Source organism: Hydrogenophaga sp. (genome assembly GCF_051860785.1).
In the GTDB taxonomy this organism is placed as follows: domain Bacteria; phylum Pseudomonadota; class Gammaproteobacteria; order Burkholderiales; family Burkholderiaceae_C; genus Hydrogenophaga.
Genome location: NZ_JBIMLB010000007.1, coordinates 102,727 through 129,272, shown reverse-complemented (window position 1 = coordinate 129,272; position 26,546 = coordinate 102,727). Strand labels below are relative to the sequence as shown.

Genomic DNA, 26,546 nt, shown 5'->3' with positions numbered 1-26,546 from the left:
TCTGAAAATTGGAACGGAACATGGCCAATTATGCGATGGACAGCAATGCACTGGCGTCGCAAACTCCGCCCATCATGAACACCCTGACCCCTGCACCGATGCCCTGGGCTGAATTCCTGGCCCTGGACGAAACCGGCTTTGGCGACCTGCTCGGCCCGGTGGTGGAACACTCACCCTGGGTGGCTCGGCGTGCCTGGGCCGCACGTCCGTTTGCCAACCCCGATCAGCTTTACCGCGCCATGGCCGACGTCATCCTGGGTGCGAGCAACGGTGAACAACTGGCGCTGCTGCGCGGTCACCCCGAACTCGCCGGGCAGGAAGCCCGCGCCGGCACCATGACGTCGGACTCACAAAGTGAACAGGGCCGCCTCGGACTCCTGGCCCTGGATGCCTCGACCGTGCAGCGGATCGAAATCCTCAATCAGCGCTACCAGGAGCGCTTCGGTTTTCCCTTCATTGCGGCGCTGCGCCTGCATGGCACGCTCGCTTCCGTGCTCCAGGACTTCGACGAGCGGCTCCGCCAGGACGTCGCCACCGAACGCCTGGGCGCGCTGCAGCAGGTCTGCGAAGTCATGCGCGGCCGGTTGAACCGGACCGTGTCCCACCCCTCTCCGTCTCCCACCACCCCCTCCGCCGTCCCCACCTTTTCAGGAAGCCCGTCATGAAAATTCCCCGCCACCTCGTCCTGACCACCGGCGCCCTGCTCTGCCTGGCGCTGCCACAAGCCCACGCCCAGGCGTGGCCCCAGAAGCCCATCCGGATCGTCGTCACCTTCTCGCCCGGCGGTTCATCGGACATCGTGGCGCGGTTGCTGCAACCGGGCCTGCAGGAGAAGCTGGGCCAGACCGTGATCGTGGAAAACAAGCCCGGCGCGGGCAGCACCATCGGCGCCAATGAAGTGGCGCGCGCCGCGCCCGATGGCTACACCCTGCTGCTGTCCAACACGGCGCCCATGAGCATCTCGCCGTTCATGATGGACAAGTCGCCCTACGACCCGGTGAAAAGCTTCACGCACGTGGCCTACATCGGCTCGGTGCCGAATGTGTTCGTGGTCCATCCGTCCGTGCCCGCCAAGACCATGCCCGAGTTGATCAAGTGGATCAACGCGCAGGCCAAGCCGGTGAACTACGGCTCGGGCGGCGTGGGCTCTATCGGCCACATCGTCGGCGAGATGTTCAAGCAGCAGTACAAGCTGAACATGGAGCACGTGCCGTACAAGGGTTCCTCGCCCATGCACAACGACCTGCTCGGCGGCACCCTGCAGTTCGCGGTGGACACGCTCACGCAGAACGTGCCCTACATGAAAGACGGCAAGCTCACCGGCATCGCGGTCACCTCGCGCGCGCGCTCCGCCATGTCACCCAACGTGCCCACCGTGGTCGAAGCGGGTTATCCCAAGCTGCTGGCTGAAAACTTCCTCGGCATCTCGGCACCGGCGGGCATTCCCAATGAGGTCGTGGAGAAGGTGCACAAGGCCGTGGCAGAAGTGGTCGCGCGCCCCGACGTGGCCAAGCGTCTGGCCGACCTGGGCGTGGAACCTGAGGCCATGAGCACGGCCAAGTTCACCCAGTTCGTCACCGACCAGGTGAACGAATGGGCGCCGGCCGTCAAGGCTTCCGGCGCACGCCTGAATTGAGCGCCACCATGAGCGGCGGTATCTCGATTCATTGCGTGGACGTGGCCAGTGGCCGGCTGGCCGTGGGCCTTCGTGTGGAAGTGGTCCGCCTGGGGCCGGATGGCCAACCCCAGGGGCCGCTACTGGCCGAAGGGCTGGTGGGCAGCAATGGTCTGCTGCAGCACCCTGCCCTCATGAGTGACGCCATCACCGAAGGCGGCTACGAAGTGCGCTTCGCTGTGGGTGACTTCTACCGCAGCCAGGACCATGCCACGAGCAGCCCGGTGTTTCTGGAAGTCGTGCCCTACCGCTTCCACATCGCCGACCCGATTCAGCACTATCACCTGCCGTTCAAGTTCACGGCCTGGGGTTTTTCGCTCTTCCGCGGCGGCGCCTGAGCGTCAATACGTTTCGGAGTCGACCTCGCGATTGGCCTGCTCGCTGTAGCGGTTGCCGCTCACGGTCTGCTGGTTGATCAGGGCTTCGAGTTTTGCCATCGTGGCGGCGTCCAGCTTCACGTCCGCGGCGGCCACGTTGTCACGCAGGTGGTCCTCACGCGCCGTGCCGGGAATCGGCAGGATGCCCTCGTCCTTGTGCAGCAGCCAGGCAATGGCGAGCTGCGCCGGTGTGCAGCCCACTTCGCGAGCGATGGCCTCGTAAGGCTTCAGCAGCTTCAGGTTGGCCGCGTAATGCTCCGGCGTGAAGCGCGGCATGGTGCGCCGCACGTCCTTGGCATCGAACGCGGTCACGTCCAGCGGGCCACCCAGGAAGCCACGCGCCACCGGGCTGAAGGCGACGAAGCTCACGCCCAGCTCGCGGCAGGCCTGCAGCATCGCGATCTCGGGGTTGCGCGTCCACAGGGAGTACTCGTTCTGCACGGCGGTGACGGGGTGCACCGAGTGCGCCTTGCGCAGGGTCGCCGCCGACACCTCAGACAGGCCGATGGTCTGGATCTTGCCCGCACGCACCAGGTCGCTCAGCGCACCCACGCTGTCCTCCACCGGCACCTGCTTGTCCCAGCGGTGCAGGTAGTAGAGGTCGATCACCTCGGTCTTCAGGCGCTTGAGCGCGGCCTCGCAGGTGGCGCGCAGCGTCTCGGGCCGGCCGTCGATCACGCGCACCAGCTTGCCGTCGCCGGCCACGTCCACGCCCTGCATGCCGCACTTGCTCGCCAGGGTGAACTGGCTGCGGTGCTTCGAGAGCGCCTTGCCCACCAGTGTCTCGCTGACACCAAAACCGTAAAGCGCGGCGGTGTCGAAGTGCGTCACACCCTGGTCCAGCGCCGAGAGCAGCAGGCGCTCAGCCTGCTCGGGCGGGATCGGTGCGCCATAGGCATGGCAGATGTTCATGCAGCCCAGGCCGATGGCCGAGACCTTGAAGGGACCGAGTTTTCGTTGTTGCATCGGGTCAGCCATTCGCGTTCAGTTGTTGTTCCAGCTTGTGCAAGACCTCGTAGCAGGCGAACACTTTCGCCACACTCGAATTGGGCTCACGCCCTTCGCGAATCGCAGCGAAGAACTCGCGGTCCTGCAGCTCGATGCCGTTCATGCTCACCGCCACCTTGGACACATCGATCTTCTCTTCCTTGCCGTTGAACAGGTCGTCGTAGCGCGCGATGTAGGTCGCGGTGTCGCCGATGTAGCGAAAGAAGGTGCCGAGCGGGCCGTCGTTGTTGAAGCTCAGGCTGAGCGTGCAGATGGCGCCATTGGCGGCCTTGAGCTGGATGCTCATGTCCATCGCAATGCCCAGCACCGGATGGATCGGACCCTGCACCGCATTGGCCTGCACGATCGGGCTGCCGCACTGGTAGGCGAACAGGTCGACCGTGTGGGCTGCGTGGTGCCACAGCAGGTGGTCGGTCCAGCTGCGGGCCTGCCCCAATGCATTCGTGTTGGTGCGGCGGAAGAAATAGGTCTGCACATCCATCTGCTGGATGTTGAACTTGCCCGCGGTGATTTCCTTGTTCACGTACTGGTGGCTGGGGTTGAAGCGGCGCGTGTGACCGCACATGGCCACCAGCCCGGTCTTCTTCTGCAGCGCCACCACGTCCTGCGCACCCTTGAGGCTGTCGGCCAGGGGAATCTCCACCTGCACATGCTTGCCGGCGTTGAGGCAGGCGATGGTCTGCTCTGCGTGTATCTGCGTGGGCGTGCACAGGATCACGGCGTCCAGTTCCTTGATGGCCAGCGAGTCGGCCAGATCGGTGGTGACGTGTCCGATGCCGTACTTGGTGGCCACTTCCTGGGTTTTGTCGAGCTCGCGCCCGATCAGCGAGATCACCTCGACGCCGTCGATGTTCTTGATGCCGTCCAGGTGCTTGACGCCGAAAGCGCCCGCGCCCGCAAGGGCGACTTTGATGGTTTTGTTGGTCATGTCAGTTGTTCTCCAGAATCAGGTGGCCCACGGCGGTGTTGCTCGCGGGCACATGGTAGAAGCGGTGCGCCACCTTCGGGGGTTTGCCACCGGCCACATCGGCCATGGCACCGCGCGCGATCAGCCACATCACCAGCTCGATGCCTTCGCTGCCGGCCTCGCGCACGTAGTCGATGTGCGGGACTCTCGCCAGGCCATCCGGATCGGCGATGAGTCTGTCGAGAAACGCATTGTCGAAGGTCTTGTTGATCAAGCCCGCGCGCGGTCCCTGCAGCTGGTGGCTCATGCCGCCGGTGCCCCAGATCTGCACGTTGAGGTCTTCGTCATAGGTCTCCACGGCCTTGCGGATCGCCTTGCCCAGGTTGTAGCAACGCTGACCGCTGGGCACAGGGTACTGCACCACGTTGACGGCGAAGGGGATCACCGGGCAGGGCCAGGCGCCCTTCACCGGGTCCTGTTCCCCGCACATCAGCGAGAGCGGCACGGTCAAGCCGTGGTCCACGTCCATCTTGTTGACGATGGTGAGGTCGAAGTCCTGCTGGATGACGGACTGCGCGATGTGCGAGGCCAGGTCGGGATGACCGGTGACCTTGGGCACCGGGCGCGGACCCCAGCCCTCGTCGGCTGGCTGGTATTCGGCCGCCGTGCCGATGGCGAAGGTGGGAATCATGTCCAGGCTGAACGCCGTGGCGTGGTCGTTGAAAACCAGGAAGATCACGTCGGGCTTGTTCTGCTTCATCCATTGCTTGGAGAAGTCGTAGCCCTTGAAGACCGGCTGCCAGTAGGGTTCCTGCGTCTTGCCCAGATCGAGCGCGGCACCGATGGCGGGCACGTGCGAGGTGTAGACGGATGCAGTGATGCGTGCCATGTTCAATTCACTTTCTTGCCAGCGGAGCCTTGCGGCTGCCGGTGCGCCTGCGCGGAGCCGTCTTCGCCCACCACGCGATTGCCCTCGACCGATCGGCCACCGGAGATCATCATGTTGCGGTACTCGTCCTCGGTCATGCCCGTCATGGAGCCCGCCATCTGCTGGAAGCTCCTGCCATCGGTGGCACCGATCTTGGCGAGGAAATAGATATTGCCGCCCAGGCGGATGCACCAGTTCAGGTCGCGCGCCAGCACGGCCTGCTTCTGCTCTTCCGTCATGGCCCACTGGTCGAGGTAGGTGCGCTCGTCTTTCTTGAAACGCTCGCGGTTCTCGGCCTTCATGAGGCTCATGCAGAACTGGTTGAGCCAGTAGCCCTTTCGGCTCTGCTCGGCGTCGAAGATGGTCGTGCCAGGCACGTCCAGGTAGGGTTTGTCCAGTGACATCTCAGTTTTCCTCCGGCCAGTACAGGCGCATCGGGTTGCTCACCAGCAGCTTCTTCTGCAGCTCTGGCGTTTTCGCGATCTGCGGAATGAAATCGACCAGCAGGCCATCGTCGGGCATGTGGTCCTTCAGGTTGGGGTGCGGCCAGTCGGTGCCCCAGAGCACGCGGTCAGGAAACTCCTCGACCACCTTGCGCGCGAACGGCACCACGTCCTGGTAGGCCGCCTGCTCGCCGTTCAGGGCCTTGGGGCCGGTCACCGACAGGCGCTCGGGGCAGCTCACCTTGCTCCACACGTTGGGGTGCTGGCGCATGAACTTGAGGAACAGCTCGAACTCGGGGCCGTCCACCGGCTTGCTCACGTCGGGGCGGCCCATGTGGTCCACGACCACGGTCGTGGGCAAGGCGGTGAAGAAATCCCACAGCTCGGGCAGGTCCACCGCCTCGAAGTAGATGACCACGTGCCAGCCCAGCTTCTGGATGCGCGCGGCGATCTCCATCAACTCGTCCTTGGGCGTGAAGTCCACCAGGCGCTTGACGAAATTGAAGCGCACGCCGCGCACGCCGGCGGCGTGCAGCTGCTGCAGTTCTTCATCGGTCACGCTGCGCTTGACAGTGGCCACGCCACGCGCCTTGCCTTCGCTGTGCACCAGCGCGTCCACCAGCGCGCGGTTGTCGGCACCGTGGCAGGTGGCCTGCACCACCACATTGCGCGCGAAGCCGAGGTGGTCGCGCAGCGCGAAGAGCTGCTGCTTGCTCGCGTCGCAAGGTGTGTACTTGCGCTCGGGCGCATAGGGGAATTCGGCACCCGGGCCGAACACGTGGCAGTGCGCGTCCACACTGCCGGCGGGCACCTGGAAGCGAGGCTTGCTCGGGCCGGTGTACCAGTCGAGCCAGCCAGCGGTCTTGGTGAAATCACCCGATGTCGGTTTGCTCATGGCTTGCTTTCAATCGATGTACTTGAGGCCCGCCTTTTCAAGCGGTTCGCGCATCTTGTACATGTCCAGCCCCAGCACGCCGCTGGCCAGCTTGGCGCGTTTCTCGCCCTCGAAGCTCTCGCGTTTCTGCGCGGCGTCCAGCGTCGCGGCGGCGCGCGCGGCGGGCACACACACCACGCCATCGTCGTCGGCCACGATCACATCACCCGGTGTGACCAGCATGCCGGCGCAGACGATCGGGATGTTCACCGAGCCCAGCGTGGCCTTGATAGTGCCCTTGCTGGAAATGGCCTTGCTCCACACCGGGAAGTTCATCTTCTGCAGTTCCTTCACGTCGCGCACGCCGGCGTCGATCACCAGCGCGCGCGCACCGCGTGCCTGGAACGAGGTGGCCAGCAGGTCGCCGAAGTAACCATCCGTGCACTCTGCGGTGACGGTGGCCACCACGATGTCGCCCGGCTGGATCTGCTCGGCCGCGACGTGCATCATCCAGTTGTCGCCGGGCTGCAGCAGCACGGTGACCGCCGTGCCGCTGACCTGTTGGCCCGGGAAGATGGGGCGCATGTAGGGCTTGAGCAGGCCCACGCGGCCCATGGCCTCGTGCACCGTGGCCGAGCCCAGGGCCGCCAGCCCGTCGGCCGCCGCGCGATCGGCGCGGGTGATGTTGCGGTAGACAACGCCGAGTTCGTACATATCAAAGTCCTTTGGCTTTCAGGCGCGCATCGAGGCGCGGGAACACGCGGCGCACATTGCCTTCGTAGATCTGGTGCTTGTCGTCCGCACTCAGGATCTTCGAGGCTTCGATGTAGCGCTTGGTGTCGTCGTAGTAGTGGCCGGTGGTAGGGTCGATGCCGCGCACCGCACCGATCATTTCGCTGGCGAACAGCACGTTCTTCACCGGGATCACGGTGTTGAGCAGGTCGATGCCGGGCTGGTGGTAAACACAGGTGTCGAAGAAGATGTTGTTTAACACATGATCGTCGAGCAGGGGCTTCTTCATTTCCTGTGCCAGGCCGCGGAAACGGCCCCAGTGGTAGGGCACCGCGCCGCCGCCGTGAGGAATGAGGAACTTCAGCGTGGGGAAGTCCTTGAACAGGTCGCCCTGGATGCACTGCATGAAGGCGGTGGTGTCGGCGTTCAGGTAGTGCGCGCCGGTGGTGTGGAAACAGGCGTTGCAGCTCGTGCTCACGTGGATCATGGCGGGCAGGTCGTACTCGACCATCTTTTCGTAGATGGGGTACCAGTGCTTGTCGGTCAGCGGCGGACTGTTCCAGTGGCCGCCGGAAGGATCGGGGTTGAGGTTGATGCCGACCGAGCCGTATTCCTTGACGCATTTCTCCAGCTCGGGAATGCAGGTCTTCGGGTCGACGCCCGGGGACTGCGGCAGCATGGCCACCGGGATGAAGTTGTCAGGGAACAGCGTGGAGACGCGATAGCAGAGTTCGTTGCAGATGGCGGCCCAGGTGCTGGAGACGTTGAAGTCGCCGATGTGGTGCGCCATGAAGCTGGCTCGCGGCGAAAACAGCGTGAGGTCGCTGCCGCGCTCCTTCATCAGCTTGAGCTGGTTGGTCTCGATGGACTCGCGCAACTCGTCGTCGCTGATCTTCAGGTCGGCGACTTTGGGCATGCTGGCCGGGTCCTTGATGCCGGCGATCTGCTGGTTGCGCCAGTTCTCCAGCGCTTTGGGTGCCGTGGTGTAGTGGCCATGGCAATCGATGATGAGGCTCATGTGTGCTCCTGGGATTGTTCTGGGTCAAAGGTTCAGGCCGCCGGCTCCATGCCCTGGCGCCGCTTGGCTTCGTCGGCCGCCGGCGAGGTCATGAAATCGAGCAGGGCGCGCACCTCGTCGGCGCGCGCCGTGCCGACGGGAACGCCGGCAGAAAAGGTGGTGATGATCTGGATCGCCGCAGGCAAGGGCCCGGCCACGGTGATGCCGTCGACGTGCAGCAGCTCGCTGAGCTGCTGGAAACCCAGCGCCACCTCGCCGCGCGCCACCAGCGCGCCCACCGGCACACCGGGCGGCGCCTGCACCATGCGACCGGCGATCTGCTCGGCGATGCCCCAGCGCTCGAAGAGCTTGCCCAGGGCCACACCGCTGGGACCGGTGGAGCAGCTCACGCTGCGCGAGGCCAACACGGCGCTGCGCACGGCCTCTTCCGACGACAGGTCGGGCAGCGGCGCACCCGCGCGCACCGCCACCGCCACGCCCGATCGCACCAGATCGACCCGGCTGCCGGAACGAAGGTGGCCAGCGGCGATCAATTTGTCGATCGCGTCCGAAGCCAGCACCACCAGATCGAAGGCTTCTCCCGCCTGCACGCGTCTGGCGGCGTCCACACCGCCCACCGATTCGATCGCGATCGGGCCGGCTGCGCGCGCGCCATAGGCCGACAACAGGTCGGCCAGCAACTGGCGCGTGGCCATGGAGGAAATGCCTCGGAGGGGTGGGGTCATGGAAGGGGGCCGGGCTTGAAAGACCGGCCATTGTGGACCCGCCCAAGCTGCATGAAAAGCCATATGACCGGCTAGCAGCTAGAACAAAAAAACATAACTATGATCCGGTCTGGACCTGAGCACACATCCCATGGACCTCAAGCAACTCGAGTACTTCGTTCGCGTGGCCGAACTGGGCAGCTTCACCCGGGCGGCCATGGCGTTGCACGTGGCGCAACCGGCGCTGTCGCGGCAGGTGCGCCTGCTGGAAGTGGAATTGCGCCAGAACCTGCTGGTGCGCAACGGCCGTGGCGCGGTGCCCACCGAAGCCGGCAAGCTGCTGCTGGCCCATGGGCGCGGCATCCTGCACCAGGTGGAGCGCGCGCGCGAGGAGCTGGGTCGGGTGCGCGGTGCCCTGGCGGGGCGCGTGGCCATCGGCCTGCCTCCCAGCCTGGCGCGCGTGCTGGCGGTACCGCTCACACGCGCCTTCCGCCAGCAACTGCCGCAGGCCAGCCTGTCGATCAGCGAAGGGTTGTCGGTGACCATGCAGGAATGGCTGATCACCGGCCGCCTGGACATCGCCGTTCTCTACAACGCCCAGCCCGCGCCCGAACTGGACATCCATCCGCTGTACGACGAAGACCTGATGCTGGTGGAGCCGCGCCCGCCCGGCCTGCCCGAGGATCCACCGCCGCCGCCCATGCCCCTGCGCGAAGTGGCCTCGCTGCCGCTGATCATCCCCAGCCGGCCCAACGCCATCCGCATGCATGTGGAAGCCGAAATGGCCAACATCGGCTGCCGACCCCAGGTGGCGCTGGAGATCGATGGCGTTTCGGCCATCCTGGATCTGGTGGCCGATGGCGCGGGTGCCGCCCTGCTCTCACGCAACGCGGTGGCCAGCTCGATCCGGCCGTCGGCCTACCGCATGCGGCAAGTGAGCGAGCCGCCCCTGCGCACCCGGCTGTGCCTGGGCATCAGCTCGCAGCGCCCGGCCACGCTGACGCAGCAAACCACACTCGATCTCATTCGACAGACGCTGGAGAAGCTCAACGCGCGTTGAGCGAACGGCTGCGTGCCATCGAGAGGTGCCGCGGAGCCGGCTTCGCCGGGCCGCAGGCGCCGCCCCCTCGGGGGGTCGCGCGCAGCGCGGCGGGGGTTGCTGTCTCACTGCTTCGGAATACCGGCGCGCTCGATCACACGGCTCCAGCGCTGGATGTCGTTGACCAGCAGCGCCGAGGTCTGTTCGGGTGTGGACGAACGCGGGTCGATGTTGAGTTCCCGCAACTTCTTCTGGACTTCCGCGTCGGCCACCGTGGCAGCGATCTCGCGTTGAAGCCGGTCGATGACAGCCCGGGGCGTTTTCGCCGGCGCCGCCAGCGCATTCCACGACGAAGCCTGGAACCCGCTCACGCCCGCTTCCATGGCCGTCGGCACATCGGGCAGCACCGGTGAGCGGCGCTCGCCAGCCACCGCCAGCGCCTTGAGCGCACCGCCGCGAATCTGCGTGAGCACCGGTGCCAGAATCTCCACGCCCACGTCGACCTGCCGGCCGCGCAGTGCGCCGATGAGGTTGGGCGTGCCGTTGAAGGGCACGATCTGCGCATCGATGTCGGCGCTGCTCTTGAACAGCTCGGCCGCCAGGTGCTGCGTGCTGCCGATGTTGATGCTGCCGATGTTGAGCTTGCCGGGATTCGCCTTCGCATACTGCAGCAACTCCGCGAAGCTCTTGAAGGGCGCATCGGGGTGGGCCACCACCGCGATGTCGAAGAAGCCCAGCGTGGAGATGGGCGTGAAATCGCGGACGGTATCAAAGGGAAGCGACTTGAACAGACCTGCCGTGACCGCCGTGCCGTTGGACATCAGGAACAGGCTGTAGCCGTCCGGCTCGGCCCGGGCCACGCTCTCGGCCGCCACCACGCCACCCGCTCCCGGGCGGTTCTCGATCACCACGGGCTGGCCCAGGCGCTCGCCCAGCTTCGCAGCGACGATGCGGGCCGTGAGGTCGCCCACACCGCCTGCCGCGAACGGCACCACGATGCGCAGGCCCTTGCCGGGGAACGCCGCTTGCGCAAAGCCAGACGGCGAAGTACCAGCCACCAGTGCCAGTAGCCCCCCGGCAAAAGCACGCCGATCCATGTCAGCCCACGTACTGGACGAGCCAGAGCGAAAGCCCGGGGAACAGCAGCAGCAGCGTGGTGCGAACCACGTCGCTCGCCAGGAACGGCAGCACGCCACGGTAGCTTTCGCCGATCGGCACGTCCTTGGCCATGCCATTGACCACGTAGACGTTCAGACCTACAGGCGGCGCCAGCAGCCCGAAGCCCACGGTCATGAGGACCATGATGCCGAACCAGATCGCCACCGATTCCTGGGGCATGCCGAAATCGAGCCCGATGACAACCGGGAAGAAGATCGGGATGGTCAGCAGGATCATGGAAAGCTCGTCCATCACGGCACCGAGCACCACGTAGAACAGGAGGATGGCGGTGACCACCATCAGGGGTGCCACGTTCCAGCTGTTGATCACTTCCGACAGCATGGTGGTGACCTGCGTCAGCGCAAGCGCCGAGTTCATCATGTCGGCGCCAATGAAGATCATGAAGATCATGGCGCTGGCCGCGGCGGTGGCATAAAAACACTGCTTGACCTTGGCCAGCGTGAGTTCGCGCTTGAGCAAGGCCGCCACGAAGGTGCTCGCCGCGCCCACGCCGGCACCCTCGGTCGGCGTGAACAGGCCACCGTAGATGCCACCAAACACGATGAGGAACACGATCGCAATGGGGCCCACACCCATGAGCGCTTCCATCGTCAGACGGGGATGATCGTTTTCGTGCTCGGGCGCGTGGCCTGGCACGAGGCGCACGTAGATCGCAATCGCAATCATGTAGCCCAGCATGGCGATGATGCCGGGCACCATGGCTGCTGCAAACAGCTTGGCGATGTTCTGCTCGGTCAGAATGGCATAGATCACCAGCGGCACCGACGGCGGAATCAGGATGCCCAGCGTGCCGCCAGCCGCCAGCGTGCCCGTGGCCAGACGGCCCGAATAACCGTGGCGCTTCATTTCCGGCAGGGCCACCGACGTGATGGTGGCCGCGGTGGCGATGGATGAACCGCAGATGGCGCCAAAACCTGCGCTGGCCAGTACGGCCGCCATGGCCAGGCCGCCCTTGAACCGGGCCATCACCACGCTGGCAAACTGGAACAGCGCCTTTGAAATGCCGCCCTGCGTGGCGAAGTTGCCCATCAGGATGAACAGCGGAATGACCGAAAGGTCGTAGCTGGCAAAGCGCGCGAAAGCCGCGCCGTTGAGGTTGTTGAAGAACGGTGGCAAGCCGACCTGGTAGATGTAGCCGAACGCGCCTGCAGCGAACATCGCCACCGCAATCGGGACACGGATGGCCATGAGGCCCAACATGATCCCGAAGATCAGACCTGCCAATGCCAAGGAACTCATTCGCCCTGCTCCGGAAAATTGCGTACAAAGGCCTGGTACAGGGCGATCAATGCCGTCAACAGGAAGGGCGGCACCATGAAGCAATACACGATCCACTCCGGGAATCCCAGCATCATCGAGGTGGTCTGTGTCTCGTAGGCGCTGATGCCACCGACCGTGGTGCGCCAGGTCAGCAGCAGCATGAGCAGCGCCAGCAGCAGCGCGCCGAAGCGGTCCATCCACACCACGGAATCCGACGAGGCCTTCGAGGTGAAGAAGTCGACGATGATGTTTTCGCGCTTGAGCTGGCACCAGGGCAGGAACAGCGCGATGGCCGCGCCCGCTGTGAAGGCGGTCAGTTCGTAGTCACCCACAAGCGTGACACCAATGGTATTTCTGCCGATGAGGCTCACACAGGTGATCAGCGTGATCACGGTCAGCAGAACGCCGGCCAGGATCGCGCTGGATCTGGCCATGAGGGAAAGCAATTTCAACGCAACACCTTCAAGAAACGGGCGATCCGCTCGGGCCGAGGACAGCCAGAGCGGATCGATCGGTTGAGAGCGCGGCACCACACGGAGTGCCGCAGGGGCTAGGGGATTATCGCTGGTACTTCGCGATGAGCGCCCGTGCTTCGGAGACGAGTTTGGCGCCGTCGACGTTTTTGCCCTTCATTTCATTGACCCAATCGGTCTCCACCGTGGCGGCAGTGCGGCGCCAGCGCTGGGTCTCTGCGGCGTCGAGCGCCACGATGTTGTTGCCGGCCTTCTCTGCGATCGCGCGCCCGGCCTTGTCGCCCTCGTCCATGGCACGCCCGAACATCGCCGCCGTCTCGATGCCCGAATTGGCATCGATCACCTTCTTCAGATCGGGGGGCAGCTTGTCATACGACGCCTTGTTCATCGAGAACGCAAAGGTCTGCGTGTAAAGACCTTGCCGGCCGGCAAAGGTGGTGTGGTTCTTCACCAGTTCGGTCACCTTGAGCGAGGGCGTGACTTCCCAGGGAATGGTGGTGCCGTCGATGGTGCCTTTGGAGAGCGCATCGGTCACCGCCGGCACCGGCATGCCCACGGGCGTGGCGCCGAGCTTGGTGAGCATGTTGTTGATCACGCGTGAACCGCCGCGCACCTTCATGCCGCGCAGGCTCTCGAGCCCTGTCACGGGTGTCTTGGTGTGGAAAAGGCCCGGGCCGTGGGTGTGCACCGCGATCAGGTGCACGTCCTTGAATTCATCGGCGGCGTATTTCTCCACGTATTCCTGAAAGGCACGCGAGGACTCTTCCGCCGAACCGCTCATGAAGGGCAGTTCAAACACTTCGGACTTGTTGAAGCGGCCAGGCGTGTAGCCCAGCACGGTCCAGGTCAGGTCCACCACGCCATCGCGCGCCTGGTCGAACAACTGGGGTGGCGCGCCGCCGAGTTGCATGGCGTGAAAGAGCTGCACCTTGATCCTGCCGCCCGACTCGGCCTCCACCTTCTGGGCCCAGGGCACCAGCGCGCGAGCCGGTATGGTGGCCTGCTGCGGCAGCATCTGGTGCAGGCGCAGGTTGACCACCTGCTGGGCCGTGGCCTGCCCTGCCAGCCCTGTCAGGGCAGCCGCGCTCAGGGCCAGCAAGGTGGTGCGGCGATTGAGATAGCTCATGTTGTCTCCAGTCTCTGGTGGATTCCGGCGCGTGGGCGTGTGGGCGCACCCCGATCCGGATGATTGGATGAACGTCATGCCCACACGGTGCAAGCTCAGACGCACTCGGCGCGCCAGGCGGTGTCCAGCGTGACTCGACCGACCACGCGGGAGACGCACGCGCAGATGCGCCTGTTCTCCTGTTTCTCGCGCTCGCTCAGGAACACGTCGCGGTGATCGATCTGGCCATCGAGCGCTAGCACATCCATGGCGCAAAGGCCGCACTCTCCGCGACGGCAATCGCTCATGACTTCGATGCCCGCGGCCTCGAGCGCGTCCAGCAAGGGCTGGTCGGAGGACACCTCCACCTGGGCCCCATGGCGCGGCAGCTCCACGCGAAAGCCCTCGCTGTGCAGGCGGCCACCGCTGCCGAAGGTTTCGAAGCGCAAGCCTGGCAGCGGGCGACCATCGGCCAGCCAGAGCGAGCGCATCTCGTCCAGCAGCGTCGACGGTCCGCACACATAGGCCTGTGCGCCGGCCGGCAGCGCGTTGATCTCTTCCGACAGTTCCAGGCGCTCGCCACGGCCCGACACGCACGTGACGAGCGCATCGCCCAGCAGCCCGCGCAGGGTTTCGCCGTAGGCCAGTTCGCTGTCGCTGCGCGCCGCGTACAGGAGACGCACCGACTGCCCTCGCCGCGACAGCGCCTGCGCCATCGACACCATGGGCGTGATGCCGATCCCACCAGCCACCAGCAGGGTGGCCGGGGCGGTGAAGCCGAGAGGGAAGTGGTTCTGCGGCGTGCCGACCTCGATGGCGTCGCCTACGACGAGCCGCCACATGGCGCGTGAGCCACCCAGGCCATCGTCGAGTCGCTTGACCGCGATGCGGTAGCCCGCCGCTTCCCCGAGCACGCCGACCAGCGAGTACTGGCGGGTGAATTCACGTCCTTCCGCCTGCAGGCGCACCGGCAGGTGGGCGCCAGGCGCCCAGCGTTCGGCCGCGCCATCTTCGGGCGCGATCACGAATTCGCGCACGGTGGGGGTGAGGTCGCACAGTTCGACCACGCGCGCCGTGTGCCAGGTGAGTGTGCTTTTCATCGTCTGCGAATGAGCTTGAGGGCGGGCATGGCACCGGGCGCATGAACCCTGGCCGGACCATTGAGCACGTCCTGCAGGTTGCGCTGCGCCAGGCGAGAGTGCTCGCGCATGATGGCTTCGGCACGCGCGCCTTCCCGCTGCTCGATGGCCTCCAGCACTTGCCGGTGCTGGTCCTGCGCCACCACCAGCATGTCGCGCGCCCGGCTGGAGTGCGCCTGCACCACCACGAAACCCGAGGGCGACGCGAACGGCAGGCTCAGGACTTTCTCCAGCTGGCGCGTAATGGTCGGGCTGTCCGCCATCTCCCACACCAGGCTGTGGAACTGGCTGTTGAGCGCCACGTAGGCGGAGAAACCTTCGTCGTCGAGGGCCGGCGCGGCCAGCACCACGTCGATGCGGTCCAGGCACTGGCGCGACTCCGCCAGCACCACACCCGGCGCACCGCGCTCGGCAGCGAGCCGCGCCAGCAGGCCTTCCAGCGTGCCTCGCAACTCAATGGCGTCGGCAATGTCGCGCTCGGAAAAAGTCTGCACCACGTAGCCGCCGTTGGGCAAGGCCTGCAACAGGCCTTCCTGTTCCAGGCGCATGAGCGCCGCACGAATGGGCGTGCGCGAAACGCCCAGGCGCTCGACGATGGCCAGTTCGGCAATGCGCGAGCCACCGGGCAAATCCCCCGAGAGGATGAGTTCGCGCAATTGCAGCAGCGCGCGCACCTGAGCGCTTTCAATGCCGGGGCTTTCCACGGCAGCGGGATTGGGTATGACGGCGTCCATGTTCAGCCTGCCAGACGGATGGGAACGACCTTGGTGGGCGAGCCGCCGCGCTCGTCGTCCACCATGCGATCGATGAGTCGGCGCGCCCACATGGCACCCGCGTCGATGTTGAGGTTGTAGAACCTGTGGTCCGGGTGCTCTTCGATGGCTTTCTGCTGTGCTTCCAGCACCAGCTCGTCTTCGCGGAAGATGCTGGCCACGCCTTCGCGCAACTGGTGCGTGAGGCGTTGTTCCTCCAGACAGTAGTTGCGTGCGAAGGCCCAGAAGTACAGGCAGGTGTTGCCGGTCTCGGGCGTGATGGTGTTGAGCACGAAGCCGTTCACACCCTGGCTGCGGTCGCCCTGCGGCGCACCACTGCCAGCAGGCGCCACACCGACGTCGATGGCCACCGTGCACGGCGCCTCGAAGCGGATGATCTGCCAGCGGTCCACCAGGCCGGTGTAGCCCCGCGCCTGCTGGATCTGGCCAGCCCAGAACGGCGGCGCCTCGATGCCCTCCATCCACCGCGTGACCACGGCCGTGCGCTCGCCATGCGTGGCGACGAAGGGCGCCTCGGCCACGGCCCGGTTGCCGATGCTGCTGCCGTGCACGAAGGTTTCGTGCGTGAGATCCATGAGGTTGTCCACCACCAGCCGGTAATCGCACTTCACGCGGATCATCTTGCCGTCGGCGGCCCAGGCCGGGTCGTGGTTCCAGTGCAGATCGGGCACCAGCGCGGGGTCGGCCAGCGCGGGGTCGCCCGGCCACACCCAGATGAAGCGGTGCTTTTCCGCGACTGGGAATGCGCGCACACAAGCCGAGGGGTTCAGCGTTTCCTGGCTGGGCATGTGGGTGCAGCGGCCTTCGGCGTTGTAGACCAGGCCGTGGTAGCCGCACACCACCTCGTCGCCTTCGAGACGGCCCATGGACAACGGCAGCAGCCGGTGCCAGCAGGCGTCCTCCAGGGCGGCCACGCCGCCGCCGCTCTGGCGGTAGAGCACCAGTTTCTGGTTGCAGATGGTGCGAGCCAGCAGGCTGCGGCCCACCTCCACGTCGTAGGCCGCGGCATACCAGGCGTTGAGCGGAAAATGCGAAGGCGCTGTGTTCATGGGATACGCAATGTATACAGAAATCGCCTTTTTTCAAGATATTTTGCGATTTATTGGGGTTTTCCATAGGTTTATGTATTCATCAAAGGCTGGCAAAGTGCCGGCTCACCCCTCTTTTGAAGACCTGAACGGACAACGCCATGACCTTGCGCTCCCGCCCGCCTTTCCGCGCCGACCACGTCGGCAGCTTTCTGCGACCGGCTTACCTGATCGAAGCCCGTGAAAAGAAAGCCAAGGGAGAGATCACCCCGGCCCAACTGCGCGAAGTGGAAGACCGCGCCATCACCGAGATCGTGAAGTTCCAGGCCGACGTGGGCCTGCAGTCCATTACCGACGGTGAATTCCGCCGCACTTACTTTCACATTGATTTCCTGGAACAGCTCGGCGGTGTGAAGACCGACATTCCGGTCACCATCCGCAAACCCGATGGCACGGAAGAACTCGCACCGCCGGTGATCCGGGTGATCGACAAGGTGCGTCACGCGAAGAACATCCAGCTGGCCGACTTCCAATACCTCAAGGCGCAGGTGGAGGCGCTGGGCCTGCCCGCCATCACACCCAAGGTGACCATTCCCTCGCCCACCATGCTGCACTTCCGCGGCGGGCGCGCGGGCATCAGCAAGGAGGCCTACCCCGAGCTGGACCCGGTGTTCTACGACGACGTGGCCAAGGCCTACGGCGAGGAGCTTCAGAGCCTGGCCGACGCGGGCTGCACCTACGTGCAGATGGACGACACCAACATGGCCTACCTGTGCGACGAGCGCATGCGCGAAGCCGCCCGCCAGCGCGGTGACGACCCCAACGAACTGCCGCACCGCTACGCTGGATTCATCAACAAGGTGGTGGCCCACAAGCCCGCCGGCATGACGCTGGCGATGCACCTGTGCCGCGGCAACTTCAAGAGCACGCACGCCGCCGCCGGCAACTACGAGCCGGTGGCCGAGGCCCTGCTCTCGGAAATGAAGCTCGACGCGTTCTTCCTCGAATACGACGACGACCGCAGCGGCGACTTCCGCCCCCTGCGCTACCTCAGCAAGGACAAGATCGTGGTGCTGGGCCTGGTCACCACCAAGTTTGGCCAGCTCGAAAGCAAGGACGACCTGAAGCGCCGCATCGACGAGGCCGGCAAGTACGCCCCGCTCGACCAGATGTGCCTGTCACCGCAGTGCGGCTTCTCCAGCACCGTGCATGGCAACAACATCGCCGTGGAAGACCAGCGCCGCAAGCTGGCGCTGGTGGTGGAGACGGCTCAGGAAGTCTGGGGTTGATACAAGGGCGCCCCATGGCGCCCTTGTCTACTTCGAGTGCTTGGCGATCAACGCTCGCGCTTCCGACACCAGCTTCGCGCCGTCGATGTTCTTGCCCTTCATCTCGTTGATCCAATCGGTCTCCACCGCACCGGCCGTGCGGCGCCAGCGCTGGGTTTCGGCAACATCGAGGGCCACGATGTTGTTCTTCGCCTTCTCGGCGATTTCGCGCCCGATCTTGTCGCCATCGTCCATGGCGCGGCCGAACAGCGCCGCCGTTTCCATGCCCGAGTTGTCGTCGATCACCTTCTTCAGATCGGCCGGCAACCTGTCGTAAGCGCCCTTGTTCATGGAGAACGCGAAGGTCTGCGTGTAGAGGCCGGTCGCGCCGGCGAAGGTGGTGTGGTTCTTCACCAGCTCCGTCACCTTGAGGGACGGCGTCACTTCCCACGGAATGGTGGTGCCTTCAATGGTGCCTTTGGACAGTGCATCCGTCACTGCGGGCACCGGCATGCCCACGGGCGTTGCCCCGAGCTTGACGAGCATGTTGTTGACGACGCGCGAGCCACCACGGATCTTCATGCCGCGCAGGCTCTCCAGGCCGGTGACCGGCGTCTTGGTATGGAACAGGCCCGGGCCATGCGTGTGGACCGCGAGCAGCTTCACGTCCTTGAATTCGTCGGCGGCGAACTTCTCCACGTATTCCTGGAAAGCGCGCGAAGACTGCTCGGCAGAACCGCTCATGAACGGCAGCTCGAACACCTCGGCCTTGTTGAAGCGACCCGGTGTGTAACCCAGCACCGTCCAGGTGATGTCGGCCACGCCGTCACGCGCCTGGTCAAACAACTGCGGTGGCGTACCACCAAGCTGCATGGCGTTGAAGATCTGCACCTTGATGCGGCCTCCCGACTCGGTTTCAACCTTCTTCGCCCACGGAGCAATGGCGCGCGAGGGAATCGGCGCCTGGCCGGGAAGGAACTGGTGCAGACGCAGCGTGATCGTCTGCTGGGCCAGCGCGCTGCCGGCAAAGTTGGCAGCGGCCAGGCCACTGAGTGCCATGAGTGCGGTGCGGCGATTGCAGCTTGTCATGTGTTGTCTCCTGTAGGGGAAGGGAAAGTGCCACTGGGGCTGCGTGGCAATGTGCATGCATTGCCGGGTCGACGCCAGCGCGATGGTCGTCATTCAGTTATGCCGTTATGTTATGGAACAAAGGGTTCGTTGACCGGATGGCTGAAAGCGCGACTAACATGACCGCCATGCCCGCGCCGTTGCAGTTTCATTTCGACTTCATTTCGCCCTATGGCTATTTCGCTTCGCTGCGCATCGAGGCGCTGGCCGCGCGCCATGGTCGCACGGTGGACTGGCATGCGATGCTGCTGGGCGTGTCGGTGCTCAAGGTGATGGGCCTCAAACCACTGATGGACACGCCATTGAAAGGTGACTACACCGAACGCGACGTGCTGCGGTACGCGCGTGAAATCGGCATCAACCTGAAGCGCCAGCCCCGCGATCCCGTGATGAACCCCCTGCCCTCGGCGCGCGCCCTGGCCTGGGTGCGTCGGTACCACCCCGATCGGACCGCTGCCTTGGCGCATGCGATCTACGGAGCCTATTGGGGCGAGGGACGCGACCTTTCCACACCCGAATCGCTGGCCGATCTGCCTCTGCCCGGACCTCTGGAAGGCGACACGATGGCGCAGGCCGCCGCCAGCGAAGAAGCCGCCGCCTTGCTGCGCGCCGACGTGGATGCCGCGCTGAAATGCGGCGTGTTTGGCTCGCCCACGGTCGTGGTCGATGGCGAGATGTTCTGGGGCCTGGACAAACTGGATCAAGTCGACCGCTGGCTCACCCGAGGCGGTTGGTAACCGCCTTCAACCGAAACGGATCTCGATGTCCACCGCCATGGCTGCAAGGCCGTGCAGCAGGCGTTCGTGCAGGGCGGCATCGCGCGGCCCGGGCAGCTCGATCACCGCCCGCTGACGCCCGCCCTGCTCGAAAGCGCGCACCTTGGCGGTCAATCCGGGAGCCCAGTCGTTCAGCGATTCCTGCAGCTTGATCTCGATGGCGCGCAGGCGGAGTTCGGGTTTGAAGACCTTGCCGATGGCGGTGACAGGCAACGCTGCGAGCAACACCACGCGCTTCGGTACCGCCGGTCGTTCATAGACCGTGGGCGCCACCGCCGCCAGCAGATCTTCGGGCGTCATCTGCTCACCGGGCTTGAGGGTGACAAAGGCCACGGGCACTTCGCCGGCATAGGCATCGGGCTCGGCCACCACGGCGCACATCGCCACCGCCGGGTGCGCAAGGAAGGCGTCTTCCACCAGCGCGGGGTCGATGTTGTGCGAGCCGCGGATGATCACGTCTTTGGCACGGCCCGTGATATGGATGCGGCCGGCGGCATCGATGTGGCCGAGGTCGCCAGAGACGATCCAGCCCTGTTCGAACATGCCGGCGTTGCGCGCTGTGTCGGTGTAGCCCGGGCTCACGTGCGGCCCACGCAGCACCAGCACGCCGGTTTCACCGGGCGCGCAGCGCTCGCCCAATTCCGCCTGGCCGTCGCGCCAGGGCACGGCGTGCACCTCGGTGTACGGCAGGCGCAGGCCGGCCGAGCCGGGTGTGCGCGGTCCGCGCAGCGGTTCGATGCTCACCAGTCCCGCGCATTCGGTCATGCCCAGGATGTTGCGCACCGGGATACCAGTAGCGGTCTCGAAGCGCTGCGCCAGTTCGGCAGGCAGCGGTGAGCCACCGGTGTAGGCGGCGCGCACGCTTCTCACATCGGCATCAACGGGCACGCCGAGCAGGCTCGCCAGCACCGTGGGCACGCAGGCCAGATGCGTCACATGCTCGCGTTCGCAGAACTTCCAGTAAGCCTGCACGAAGCCGGTGTTGCGCATGCCCGTGAGCGTGGGCAGCACCTGGCGCGCGCCGATCGCCAGCAGCGCCAGGCCATAGACAAACGCACCCGCCACATGGAACAGCGGAAAGCCGTTGATCTCCACGGCGCGCTCGTCCATGTCGTAGAAGGCATGAGCGAACCAGGCGGTGTGCGCCTCGTTGCCCTGTGTGTGCTGTGCAAGCTTGGGCGCACCGGTGGTGCCACCGGTGTGGAACAACGCCACCACGCGGTCGGGATTCAGGTCGGGATCGAACGCCAGTTCATCGGCCATCAAGGCCATCTGATCCTGCAGCACCGGCACGCCGGGCTCGGTGCGCGCACTGGCGCGAATCTGGATCAGCGGCAGCGCATGGTGCTGCACCACGCGCTCGACCACCGGCCACACCGCCAGTTCGTCGTTCGGGCCCAGCGCCACCAGCACCCTGGCGTTGGCGGCCTTGAGCAGCGCGGCGATGTGTTCAGGCTGCAGCAGATAGTTGATGGGGCAGACGCGGCCCGCGAGTTGCGCGCCCCAGAGCACCACGTGCGCTTCGGGCGTGTTGGGCGCGAGCACGGCCACTGCGTCGTCCGGCCCCACGCCCATGGCGCGGAACAGATTGGCGGCACGGTGAATGCCCGCCAGCAGCGCGCGGTAGGTGATGCGGCGCGGCGGGGTGTCCAGGCCGGCATCGGGCAAAAAGGTCAGCGCCTCGCGCGCCGGAAAACGCTGTGCCGTCGAACGGATCAGGGCATAGGGACTTCGGTGTGGCGCCACCAGCGCGCGCACGTTCCGCTCGAGGTGCTCGATGTCCGCGAGGGTGGTGAAGGCTTGCATGGCAACGCTACGCGTTCAGCCCGAGCAGGCGCACCGCGTTGCCCTTGAGGATGCCGGGCATCACCTCGGGCTTGAAGCCGGCGACCTCGAAATCCTTCATCCATCGCTCGGGCGTGATGAGGGGATAGTCGCTGCCAAACAGGATGCGGTCCTTCAGGAGCGTGTTGGCGTACTGCACCAATTGCTTCGGAAAATACTTCGGGCTCCAGCCCGAGAGATCGATCCACACATTGGGCTTGTGCGTGGCCACGCTCAGCGCCTCGTCCTGCCAGGGGAAACTGGGATGTGCCATGACGATCTGCATGTCGGGGAAATCGATCGCCACGTCGTCCAGGTGCATGGGGTTGCTGTACTCCAGCCGCAGGCCGCCGCCGCAGCGCATGCCCGAGCCGATGCCGCTGTGGCCGGTGTGGAAGATGGTGGGCAGCTTGTGCGCATTGATCACTTCGTAGATCGGCCAGGCCATCTTGTCGTAGGGGTGGTAGCCCTGCACCGTGGGGTGGAACTTGAATCCCTTCACACCCTCTTCCTTGATGAGCCGTTCGGCCTCGCGAGCACCCATCTTTCCCTTGTGCGGATCGATGCTGGCGAAGGCGATCATCATGTCGCTGTTCTCGCGCGCGGCCTGCGCGATTTCCTCGTTCGGAATGCGCCGCCGGCCCAGTTGCGCCTCGCTGTCCACCGTGAACATCACCAGGCCGATCCTGCGCTCGCGGTAGTAGGCAATGGTTTCTGCAATGGTGGGGCGGCGGTTGCTGCCGAAGTACTTGTCGGCCGCGCGGTCGTATTCCTCGCCGTAGCTGTCGAAGGGGTTGCGGCAGCTCACTTCGGCGTGCGTGTGGATGTCGATCGCAATCAGGTTCTTGTGGTCCATGCTTGTCTCCAATGACCTAGGGTAAACACGGGTTCGGTTTCGGACCGTTGCGCTTGTTTTGGTTATTGTTTATAACAATAATGCGAAGCCACTTCAAGCACCACAACCCTTGCCATGCCCATCCATTCCACCGACATCACCCTGAGTTTGCAAGGCGCATCGTCCGAGATCGCGGTCATCACGCTCAACCGTCCGGCCAAGCGCAACGCGCTCAACGATGGTCTCATCCTGGCGCTGCGCGACATTTTCCAGGGCATGCCGTCCGGTGTGCGCGCCGCCGTCATCCACGGCTCAGGCGAACACTTCTGCGCGGGCCTGGACCTGTCCGAACTGAGCGAGCGCGACGCGGGCGAAGGCCTGCACCACTCGCGCATGTGGCATGCCGCGCTCGACTGCGTTCAGGCTGGCCCGGTGCCCGTGGTGGCCGCGCTGCATGGCGCGGTGGTGGGCGGCGGCCTGGAGCTGGCCAGCGCCTGCCACATCCGCGTGGCGGACGAAACCTCGTTCTTCGCCCTGCCCGAAGGCTCGCGCGGCATCTTCGTGGGCGGTGGCGGCTCGGTGCGCATTCCGCGCCTGATCGGCGCCGCGCGCATGGCCGACATGATGTTCACCGGCCGCGTCTACAAGGCCGCTGACGCCGAGCGCATCGGCCTCATGCAATACCTCGTGCCGACCGGCACGGCGCTGGACAAGGCCATGGAACTGGCCACGCGCATCGCCGGCAACGCGCCACTGACCAACTACGCATTGATGCATGCGCTGCCGCGCATCGCCGAGCAACCGGCCGACCAGGGCTTCTTCACCGAAGCGCTGATCGCGGCGATCGTGCAGAGCGCACCGGAAGCGAAAGCCCGTGTGCGCGATTTTCTGGAAGGCCGCGCGGCCAAGGTCAGCAAGGATTGAAGACATGACCGCAGCGAAGTACCGCCCCCTCAAGTTCGGCGTCACGCAGGCTGTGCTGCGCGATGGCCAGGAAGGCGTTCACTACCTGAGCGCCGCACAAGACCTGGGCGCCTTTCCCCAACGCATCACCGACCGGCTGGTGCATTGGGCGAAGGAGCGGCCCGACCAGACGCTGTTCGCCCGGCGTGTGAAGAGCACCGACGGCAGCACCGGCGACTGGCGCCACATCACGTTCGCGCAGGCGCTCGACGCAGCACGCCGCATCGGTCAGGGTCTGCTGGACCGAGGACTCTCTGCCGAGCGCCCGGTGCTGATCCTGAGCGAAAACGATCTGGAACACGCGCTGCTCGCGCTGGGTTGCCTGTACGCCGGCATTGCCTACTGCCCCACCTCACCGCCCTACTCGCTCATCAGCCAGGATTTCGACAAGCTGCACCACGTGGTGAAGACGCTGACACCCGGTCTGGTGTTTGCGAGCGATGCGAGCCGCTATGGCCGCGCCATGCTGGCCACGCTGGATGAAGGTGTGGAACTGGTGACCACCGAGGGCACCGTGCCCGGGCGCGCCACCACCTCGTTTGCCTCGCTGCTGGCCACAGAACCTACGCCGGCCGTGGACAAGGCACAGGCGGCCACCGGCCCGGACACCATCGCCAAATTCCTGTTCACCTCGGGCTCCACCAAGATGCCCAAGGCGGTGATCAACACGCAACGCATGTGGTGCGCCAACCAGCAGCAGATGAGCGAGTCCATGCCGGTACTGGCAGAGGCCCCGCTGGTGCTGGTGGACTGGCTGCCCTGGAACCACACCTTCGGCGGCAACCACAACTTCGGCATGGTGGTGTACCACGGCGGCACGCTCTACATTGACGACGGCAAGCCCACGCCCGCGCTGATGGCCGAGACGTTGCGCAACCTGCGCGAGATTGCGCCCACCGTCTACTTCAACGTGCCGACCGGTTTCGAAGCCATCGCCAACGCAATGAAGACCGACGAAGCCCTGCGCAAGACGCTGCTCTCGCGCGTGCAGATGTTCTTCTATGCGGGCGCCGCGCTGGCTCAACCGGTGTGGGACGCGCTGCATTCGGTGCAAGAGCAGGAAGTGGGCGAGCGCATCGTGATGGGCACGGGTCTGGGCATGACAGAGTCCAGCCCGTTCGGCATCTTTGTCACCAGTCCCAATGTGAAGGCCGGCGACCTCGGTCTGCCCACGCCGGGCCTGGTGCTCAAACTGGTCGACACCGACGGCAAGACCGAGGTGCGCTACAAGGGCCCAAACATCACACCCGGCTACTGGCGCATGCCGGCCGAAACCGCCGATTCGTTCGACGAAGAGGGTTTCTTCAAGACCGGCGATGCGGTGAAGTGGATCGACGAGACCGACATCCACCAGGGCCTGAAGTTCGATGGCCGCATTGCCGAGGATTTCAAACTCGCCACCGGCACCTTCGTGAGCGTGGGCCCGCTGCGCGCGAAGATCATCGCGGCCGGTGCGCCTTACATCCAGGACGTGGTGCTCACCGGCCTGAACATGAAGGAGGTGGGCGCCATGGTATTCCCCACGCTCGCGGTTCGCGCACTCAGCGGCATGCCGGCCGATGCAGCGCTGCACGACGTGCTCAACAGCGCGCCGGTGCTCGCGCATTTCCAGCGCGTCGTCAACGAGCTGGCAAAGACCGCCACCGGCAGCGCCAGCCGCATCGCCCGCCTGTGCCTGCTGGCCGACCCGCCCACCATCGACCGGGGCGAGATCACCGACAAGGGCTCCATCAACCAGCGCGCCGTGCTCACGCACCGCGCAGAGACCGTGGCCCACCTGCACGACGGCACGCTGCACGCCATCATCAAACCCGAGTAATCAAACGACATGGCATCCCGAGGATTCTTCAACGCTTTCGACGACGTCTGGCTGCTGGATGGTGTGCGCACGCCCATGGTGGACTACTGCGGCGCGCTCGGTCACATCTCGCCGACCGACCTGGGCATCAAGGCCGCGCGCGAAGCGCTGGCGCGCGCTGGCGTGCCGGCCGAGCACATCGGCTCGGTCGTCACCGGCAACATGGCCCCAGGCGATTTCGACCAGTTCTTCCTGCCACGCCACATCGGCCTTTACGCCGGTGTGCCGGTGGAGGTGCCGGCCATCATGGCGCAGCGCATCTGCGGAACCGGCTTCGAACTGTTCCGCCAGGCGGGCGAACACATCCAGGGTGGTGCGTGCGACGCGGCACTGGTGGTGGGCACCGAGAGCATGACGCGCAACCCCATTGCCGCCTTCGACCACCGCACCGGTTTCAAGCTGGGCGCGCCGGTGGGCTTCAAGGACTACATGTGGGAAGCGCTGAAAGACCCGACGGCCGGCATCAACATGATCCAGACCGCTGAGAACCTGGCGAAGAAATACGGCGTCGCGCGCGAGGACGTGGACGCGTTTGCCTCGGCTTCGTTTGCGAAAGCGGTCGCGGCACAGGAAAGCGGCTTCCTCGCCGGCGAGATCGTGCCCGTGGTCACCGAGAAATTCGAGCTCGCCGGCTACAAGCCTCGCGGCATCAAGCTGCAAGGCAAGGTCACCGAGGTGGCGACGGACACGCACCCGCGCATCTCGCCGGTGGAGGTGCTGGCCAAGCTGAAAGCGGTGTTTGAAGGTGGCGTGCAGACCGGTGGCAACAGCTCCGCGCTGGTGGACGCGGCAGCGGCCTGCGTGGTCGCTTCCGGCGCGTACGCCAAAGCCAACGGCAAGAAGCCGCTGGCCCGCGTGATCGCGGCCGCCGCCGTCGGCGTGCCACCCGAAATCATGGGCATCGGCCCCGCGCCGGCCATCCGCCTGCTGCTGGAGCGCACCGGCCTGAAGCTCGCTGACATCGCCCGTTTTGAAGTGAACGAAGCACAAGGGGCACAAACCCTTGCTGTCGCGCGTGAACTCGGCATGGACCTGCAGCGTCTGAACGTCAACGGCGGCGCCATTGCACTGGGCCACCCCTTGGCGGCCACCGGCGTGCGCCTCACGCTCACACTCGCGCGCGAACTGCAGCGCAGCGGCCAGCGCTACGGCATTTCCTGCGCCTGCGTGGGCGGTGGGCAAGGCATGGCGCTGCTGATCGAAAACCTGAACGCCTGAAACGGAGACAACTG

General features: G+C 65.4%; 27 protein-coding genes. 9 read left to right on the top strand and 18 right to left on the bottom strand.

What is annotated here, in order from left to right; all coding sequences use genetic code 11:
• Positions 1 to 20: 20 nt before the first annotated feature.
• Genes uraD through ACTIF6_RS11685 form a run of 3 tightly spaced genes read left to right on the top strand, consistent with a single transcriptional unit; the run spans position 21 to position 2,013 of the window.
• A complete protein-coding gene (uraD, locus tag ACTIF6_RS11695) occupies positions 21 to 665 on the top strand; it encodes a 2-oxo-4-hydroxy-4-carboxy-5-ureidoimidazoline decarboxylase (RefSeq protein ID WP_439588154.1) in 645 nt (214 codons plus the stop codon).
• Positions 662 to 1,636 carry a Bug family tripartite tricarboxylate transporter substrate binding protein gene (locus ACTIF6_RS11690; RefSeq protein ID WP_439588153.1) on the top strand — a complete coding sequence of 325 codons (975 nt, stop codon included), beginning with the start codon at positions 662 to 664 and terminating at the stop codon, positions 1,634 to 1,636. The genes uraD and ACTIF6_RS11690 overlap by 4 nt, the downstream gene beginning before the upstream one ends.
• Positions 1,637 to 1,644: 8 nt before the next feature.
• The gene (locus ACTIF6_RS11685; RefSeq protein ID WP_439588152.1) at positions 1,645 to 2,013 is read left to right on the top strand and encodes a hydroxyisourate hydrolase; all 369 of its coding nucleotides are present in this window, start codon (positions 1,645 to 1,647) and stop codon (positions 2,011 to 2,013) included.
• A gap of 3 nt (positions 2,014 to 2,016) precedes the next feature.
• Here ACTIF6_RS11685 and ACTIF6_RS11680 read toward each other — a convergent pair whose 3' ends face one another.
• From ACTIF6_RS11680 to ACTIF6_RS11645, 8 genes are read right to left on the bottom strand one after another with little or no spacing between them, the layout of a single operon-like run.
• Positions 2,017 to 3,018 (bottom strand): aldo/keto reductase, encoded by a 1,002-nt coding sequence (locus tag ACTIF6_RS11680; RefSeq protein WP_439588151.1) that lies wholly within the window; start codon positions 3,016 to 3,018, stop codon positions 2,017 to 2,019.
• A gap of 4 nt (positions 3,019 to 3,022) precedes the next feature.
• A complete protein-coding gene (locus ACTIF6_RS11675; RefSeq protein WP_439588150.1) occupies positions 3,023 to 3,988 on the bottom strand; it encodes a Gfo/Idh/MocA family oxidoreductase in 966 nt (321 codons plus the stop codon).
• Between the two features lies 1 nt (position 3,989).
• Positions 3,990 to 4,856: a class III extradiol dioxygenase subunit beta gene (locus tag ACTIF6_RS11670; protein ID WP_439588149.1), complete on the bottom strand. Its 867-nt coding sequence runs from the start codon at positions 4,854 to 4,856 to the stop codon at positions 3,990 to 3,992.
• Between the two features lie 2 nt (positions 4,857 to 4,858).
• Positions 4,859 to 5,299, bottom strand: coding sequence for a protocatechuate 4,5-dioxygenase subunit alpha (ligA, locus tag ACTIF6_RS11665; RefSeq protein WP_439588148.1), 441 nt, complete (start codon positions 5,297 to 5,299; stop codon positions 4,859 to 4,861).
• A gap of 1 nt (position 5,300) precedes the next feature.
• Positions 5,301 to 6,233 (bottom strand): amidohydrolase family protein, encoded by a 933-nt coding sequence (locus tag ACTIF6_RS11660; RefSeq protein WP_439588147.1) that lies wholly within the window; start codon positions 6,231 to 6,233, stop codon positions 5,301 to 5,303.
• Between the two features lie 9 nt (positions 6,234 to 6,242).
• Positions 6,243 to 6,926, bottom strand: a complete 684-nt coding sequence (gene ligK, locus ACTIF6_RS11655) for a 4-carboxy-4-hydroxy-2-oxoadipate aldolase/oxaloacetate decarboxylase (RefSeq protein WP_439588146.1) — start codon at positions 6,924 to 6,926, stop codon at positions 6,243 to 6,245.
• 1 nt (position 6,927) lies between these two features.
• On the bottom strand, positions 6,928 to 7,962 hold the full coding sequence (locus tag ACTIF6_RS11650; protein WP_439588145.1) for an amidohydrolase family protein: 1,035 nt from the start codon (positions 7,960 to 7,962) through the stop codon (positions 6,928 to 6,930).
• Positions 7,963 to 7,994: 32 nt separating this feature from the next.
• A complete protein-coding gene (locus tag ACTIF6_RS11645) occupies positions 7,995 to 8,687 on the bottom strand; it encodes a substrate-binding domain-containing protein (protein WP_439588144.1) in 693 nt (230 codons plus the stop codon).
• Between the two features lie 130 nt (positions 8,688 to 8,817).
• Between ACTIF6_RS11645 and ACTIF6_RS11640 the strand changes: the two genes are divergently transcribed.
• A complete protein-coding gene (locus tag ACTIF6_RS11640; RefSeq protein WP_439588143.1) occupies positions 8,818 to 9,726 on the top strand; it encodes a LysR substrate-binding domain-containing protein in 909 nt (302 codons plus the stop codon).
• Positions 9,727 to 9,830: 104 nt separating this feature from the next.
• Here ACTIF6_RS11640 and ACTIF6_RS11635 read toward each other — a convergent pair whose 3' ends face one another.
• From ACTIF6_RS11635 to ACTIF6_RS11605, 7 genes are all read right to left on the bottom strand, one after another.
• Positions 9,831 to 10,802: a Bug family tripartite tricarboxylate transporter substrate binding protein gene (locus ACTIF6_RS11635; protein ID WP_439588142.1), complete on the bottom strand. Its 972-nt coding sequence runs from the start codon at positions 10,800 to 10,802 to the stop codon at positions 9,831 to 9,833.
• 1 nt (position 10,803) lies between these two features.
• The gene (locus ACTIF6_RS11630; RefSeq protein WP_439588141.1) at positions 10,804 to 12,123 is read right to left on the bottom strand and encodes a TRAP transporter large permease; all 1,320 of its coding nucleotides are present in this window, start codon (positions 12,121 to 12,123) and stop codon (positions 10,804 to 10,806) included.
• Positions 12,120 to 12,578 carry a TRAP transporter small permease gene (locus ACTIF6_RS11625; protein ID WP_439588140.1) on the bottom strand — a complete coding sequence of 153 codons (459 nt, stop codon included), beginning with the start codon at positions 12,576 to 12,578 and terminating at the stop codon, positions 12,120 to 12,122. Before ACTIF6_RS11625 ends, ACTIF6_RS11630 begins: the two co-directional genes overlap by 4 nt.
• A gap of 124 nt (positions 12,579 to 12,702) precedes the next feature.
• Entirely contained in the window at positions 12,703 to 13,743 is a 1,041-nt protein-coding gene (locus ACTIF6_RS11620) for a TRAP transporter substrate-binding protein (protein WP_439588139.1), read from the bottom strand.
• Between the two features lie 95 nt (positions 13,744 to 13,838).
• Entirely contained in the window at positions 13,839 to 14,822 is a 984-nt protein-coding gene (locus tag ACTIF6_RS11615; RefSeq protein ID WP_439588138.1) for a PDR/VanB family oxidoreductase, read from the bottom strand.
• Positions 14,819 to 15,595 (bottom strand): GntR family transcriptional regulator, encoded by a 777-nt coding sequence (locus tag ACTIF6_RS11610; protein ID WP_439588137.1) that lies wholly within the window; start codon positions 15,593 to 15,595, stop codon positions 14,819 to 14,821. The genes ACTIF6_RS11615 and ACTIF6_RS11610 overlap by 4 nt, the downstream gene beginning before the upstream one ends.
• Positions 15,596 to 15,597: 2 nt before the next feature.
• A complete protein-coding gene (locus tag ACTIF6_RS11605) occupies positions 15,598 to 16,683 on the bottom strand; it encodes an aromatic ring-hydroxylating dioxygenase subunit alpha (RefSeq protein ID WP_439588136.1) in 1,086 nt (361 codons plus the stop codon).
• Positions 16,684 to 16,823: 140 nt separating this feature from the next.
• On the opposite strand from ACTIF6_RS11605, the gene ACTIF6_RS11600 reads away from it, so the two are divergent.
• Complete coding sequence (locus tag ACTIF6_RS11600; RefSeq protein ID WP_439588135.1) at positions 16,824 to 17,951, top strand: 5-methyltetrahydropteroyltriglutamate--homocysteine S-methyltransferase; 1,128 nt, start codon at positions 16,824 to 16,826, stop codon at positions 17,949 to 17,951.
• A 27-nt stretch (positions 17,952 to 17,978) separates the two neighbouring features.
• Here ACTIF6_RS11600 and ACTIF6_RS11595 read toward each other — a convergent pair whose 3' ends face one another.
• A complete protein-coding gene (locus ACTIF6_RS11595) occupies positions 17,979 to 19,019 on the bottom strand; it encodes a TRAP transporter substrate-binding protein (RefSeq protein WP_439588134.1) in 1,041 nt (346 codons plus the stop codon).
• Between the two features lie 158 nt (positions 19,020 to 19,177).
• Between ACTIF6_RS11595 and ACTIF6_RS11590 the strand changes: the two genes are divergently transcribed.
• A complete protein-coding gene (locus ACTIF6_RS11590; RefSeq protein ID WP_439588133.1) occupies positions 19,178 to 19,795 on the top strand; it encodes a 2-hydroxychromene-2-carboxylate isomerase in 618 nt (205 codons plus the stop codon).
• A gap of 6 nt (positions 19,796 to 19,801) precedes the next feature.
• Here ACTIF6_RS11590 and ACTIF6_RS11585 read toward each other — a convergent pair whose 3' ends face one another.
• The gene (locus ACTIF6_RS11585; protein ID WP_439588132.1) at positions 19,802 to 21,640 is read right to left on the bottom strand and encodes an AMP-binding protein; all 1,839 of its coding nucleotides are present in this window, start codon (positions 21,638 to 21,640) and stop codon (positions 19,802 to 19,804) included.
• 7 nt (positions 21,641 to 21,647) lie between these two features.
• Positions 21,648 to 22,514 carry an amidohydrolase family protein gene (locus ACTIF6_RS11580; protein ID WP_439588131.1) on the bottom strand — a complete coding sequence of 289 codons (867 nt, stop codon included), beginning with the start codon at positions 22,512 to 22,514 and terminating at the stop codon, positions 21,648 to 21,650.
• A gap of 114 nt (positions 22,515 to 22,628) precedes the next feature.
• Between ACTIF6_RS11580 and ACTIF6_RS11575 the strand changes: the two genes are divergently transcribed.
• The 3 genes from ACTIF6_RS11575 to ACTIF6_RS11565 are packed head-to-tail and all read left to right on the top strand — an operon-like array spanning position 22,629 to position 26,532.
• Positions 22,629 to 23,417: a crotonase/enoyl-CoA hydratase family protein gene (locus tag ACTIF6_RS11575; protein WP_439588130.1), complete on the top strand. Its 789-nt coding sequence runs from the start codon at positions 22,629 to 22,631 to the stop codon at positions 23,415 to 23,417.
• Between the two features lie 4 nt (positions 23,418 to 23,421).
• Positions 23,422 to 25,275, top strand: coding sequence for a feruloyl-CoA synthase (locus ACTIF6_RS11570; RefSeq protein WP_439588129.1), 1,854 nt, complete (start codon positions 23,422 to 23,424; stop codon positions 25,273 to 25,275).
• A gap of 9 nt (positions 25,276 to 25,284) precedes the next feature.
• Positions 25,285 to 26,532, top strand: a complete 1,248-nt coding sequence (locus ACTIF6_RS11565) for a thiolase family protein (RefSeq protein WP_439588128.1) — start codon at positions 25,285 to 25,287, stop codon at positions 26,530 to 26,532.
• Positions 26,533 to 26,546 lie beyond the last annotated feature (14 nt).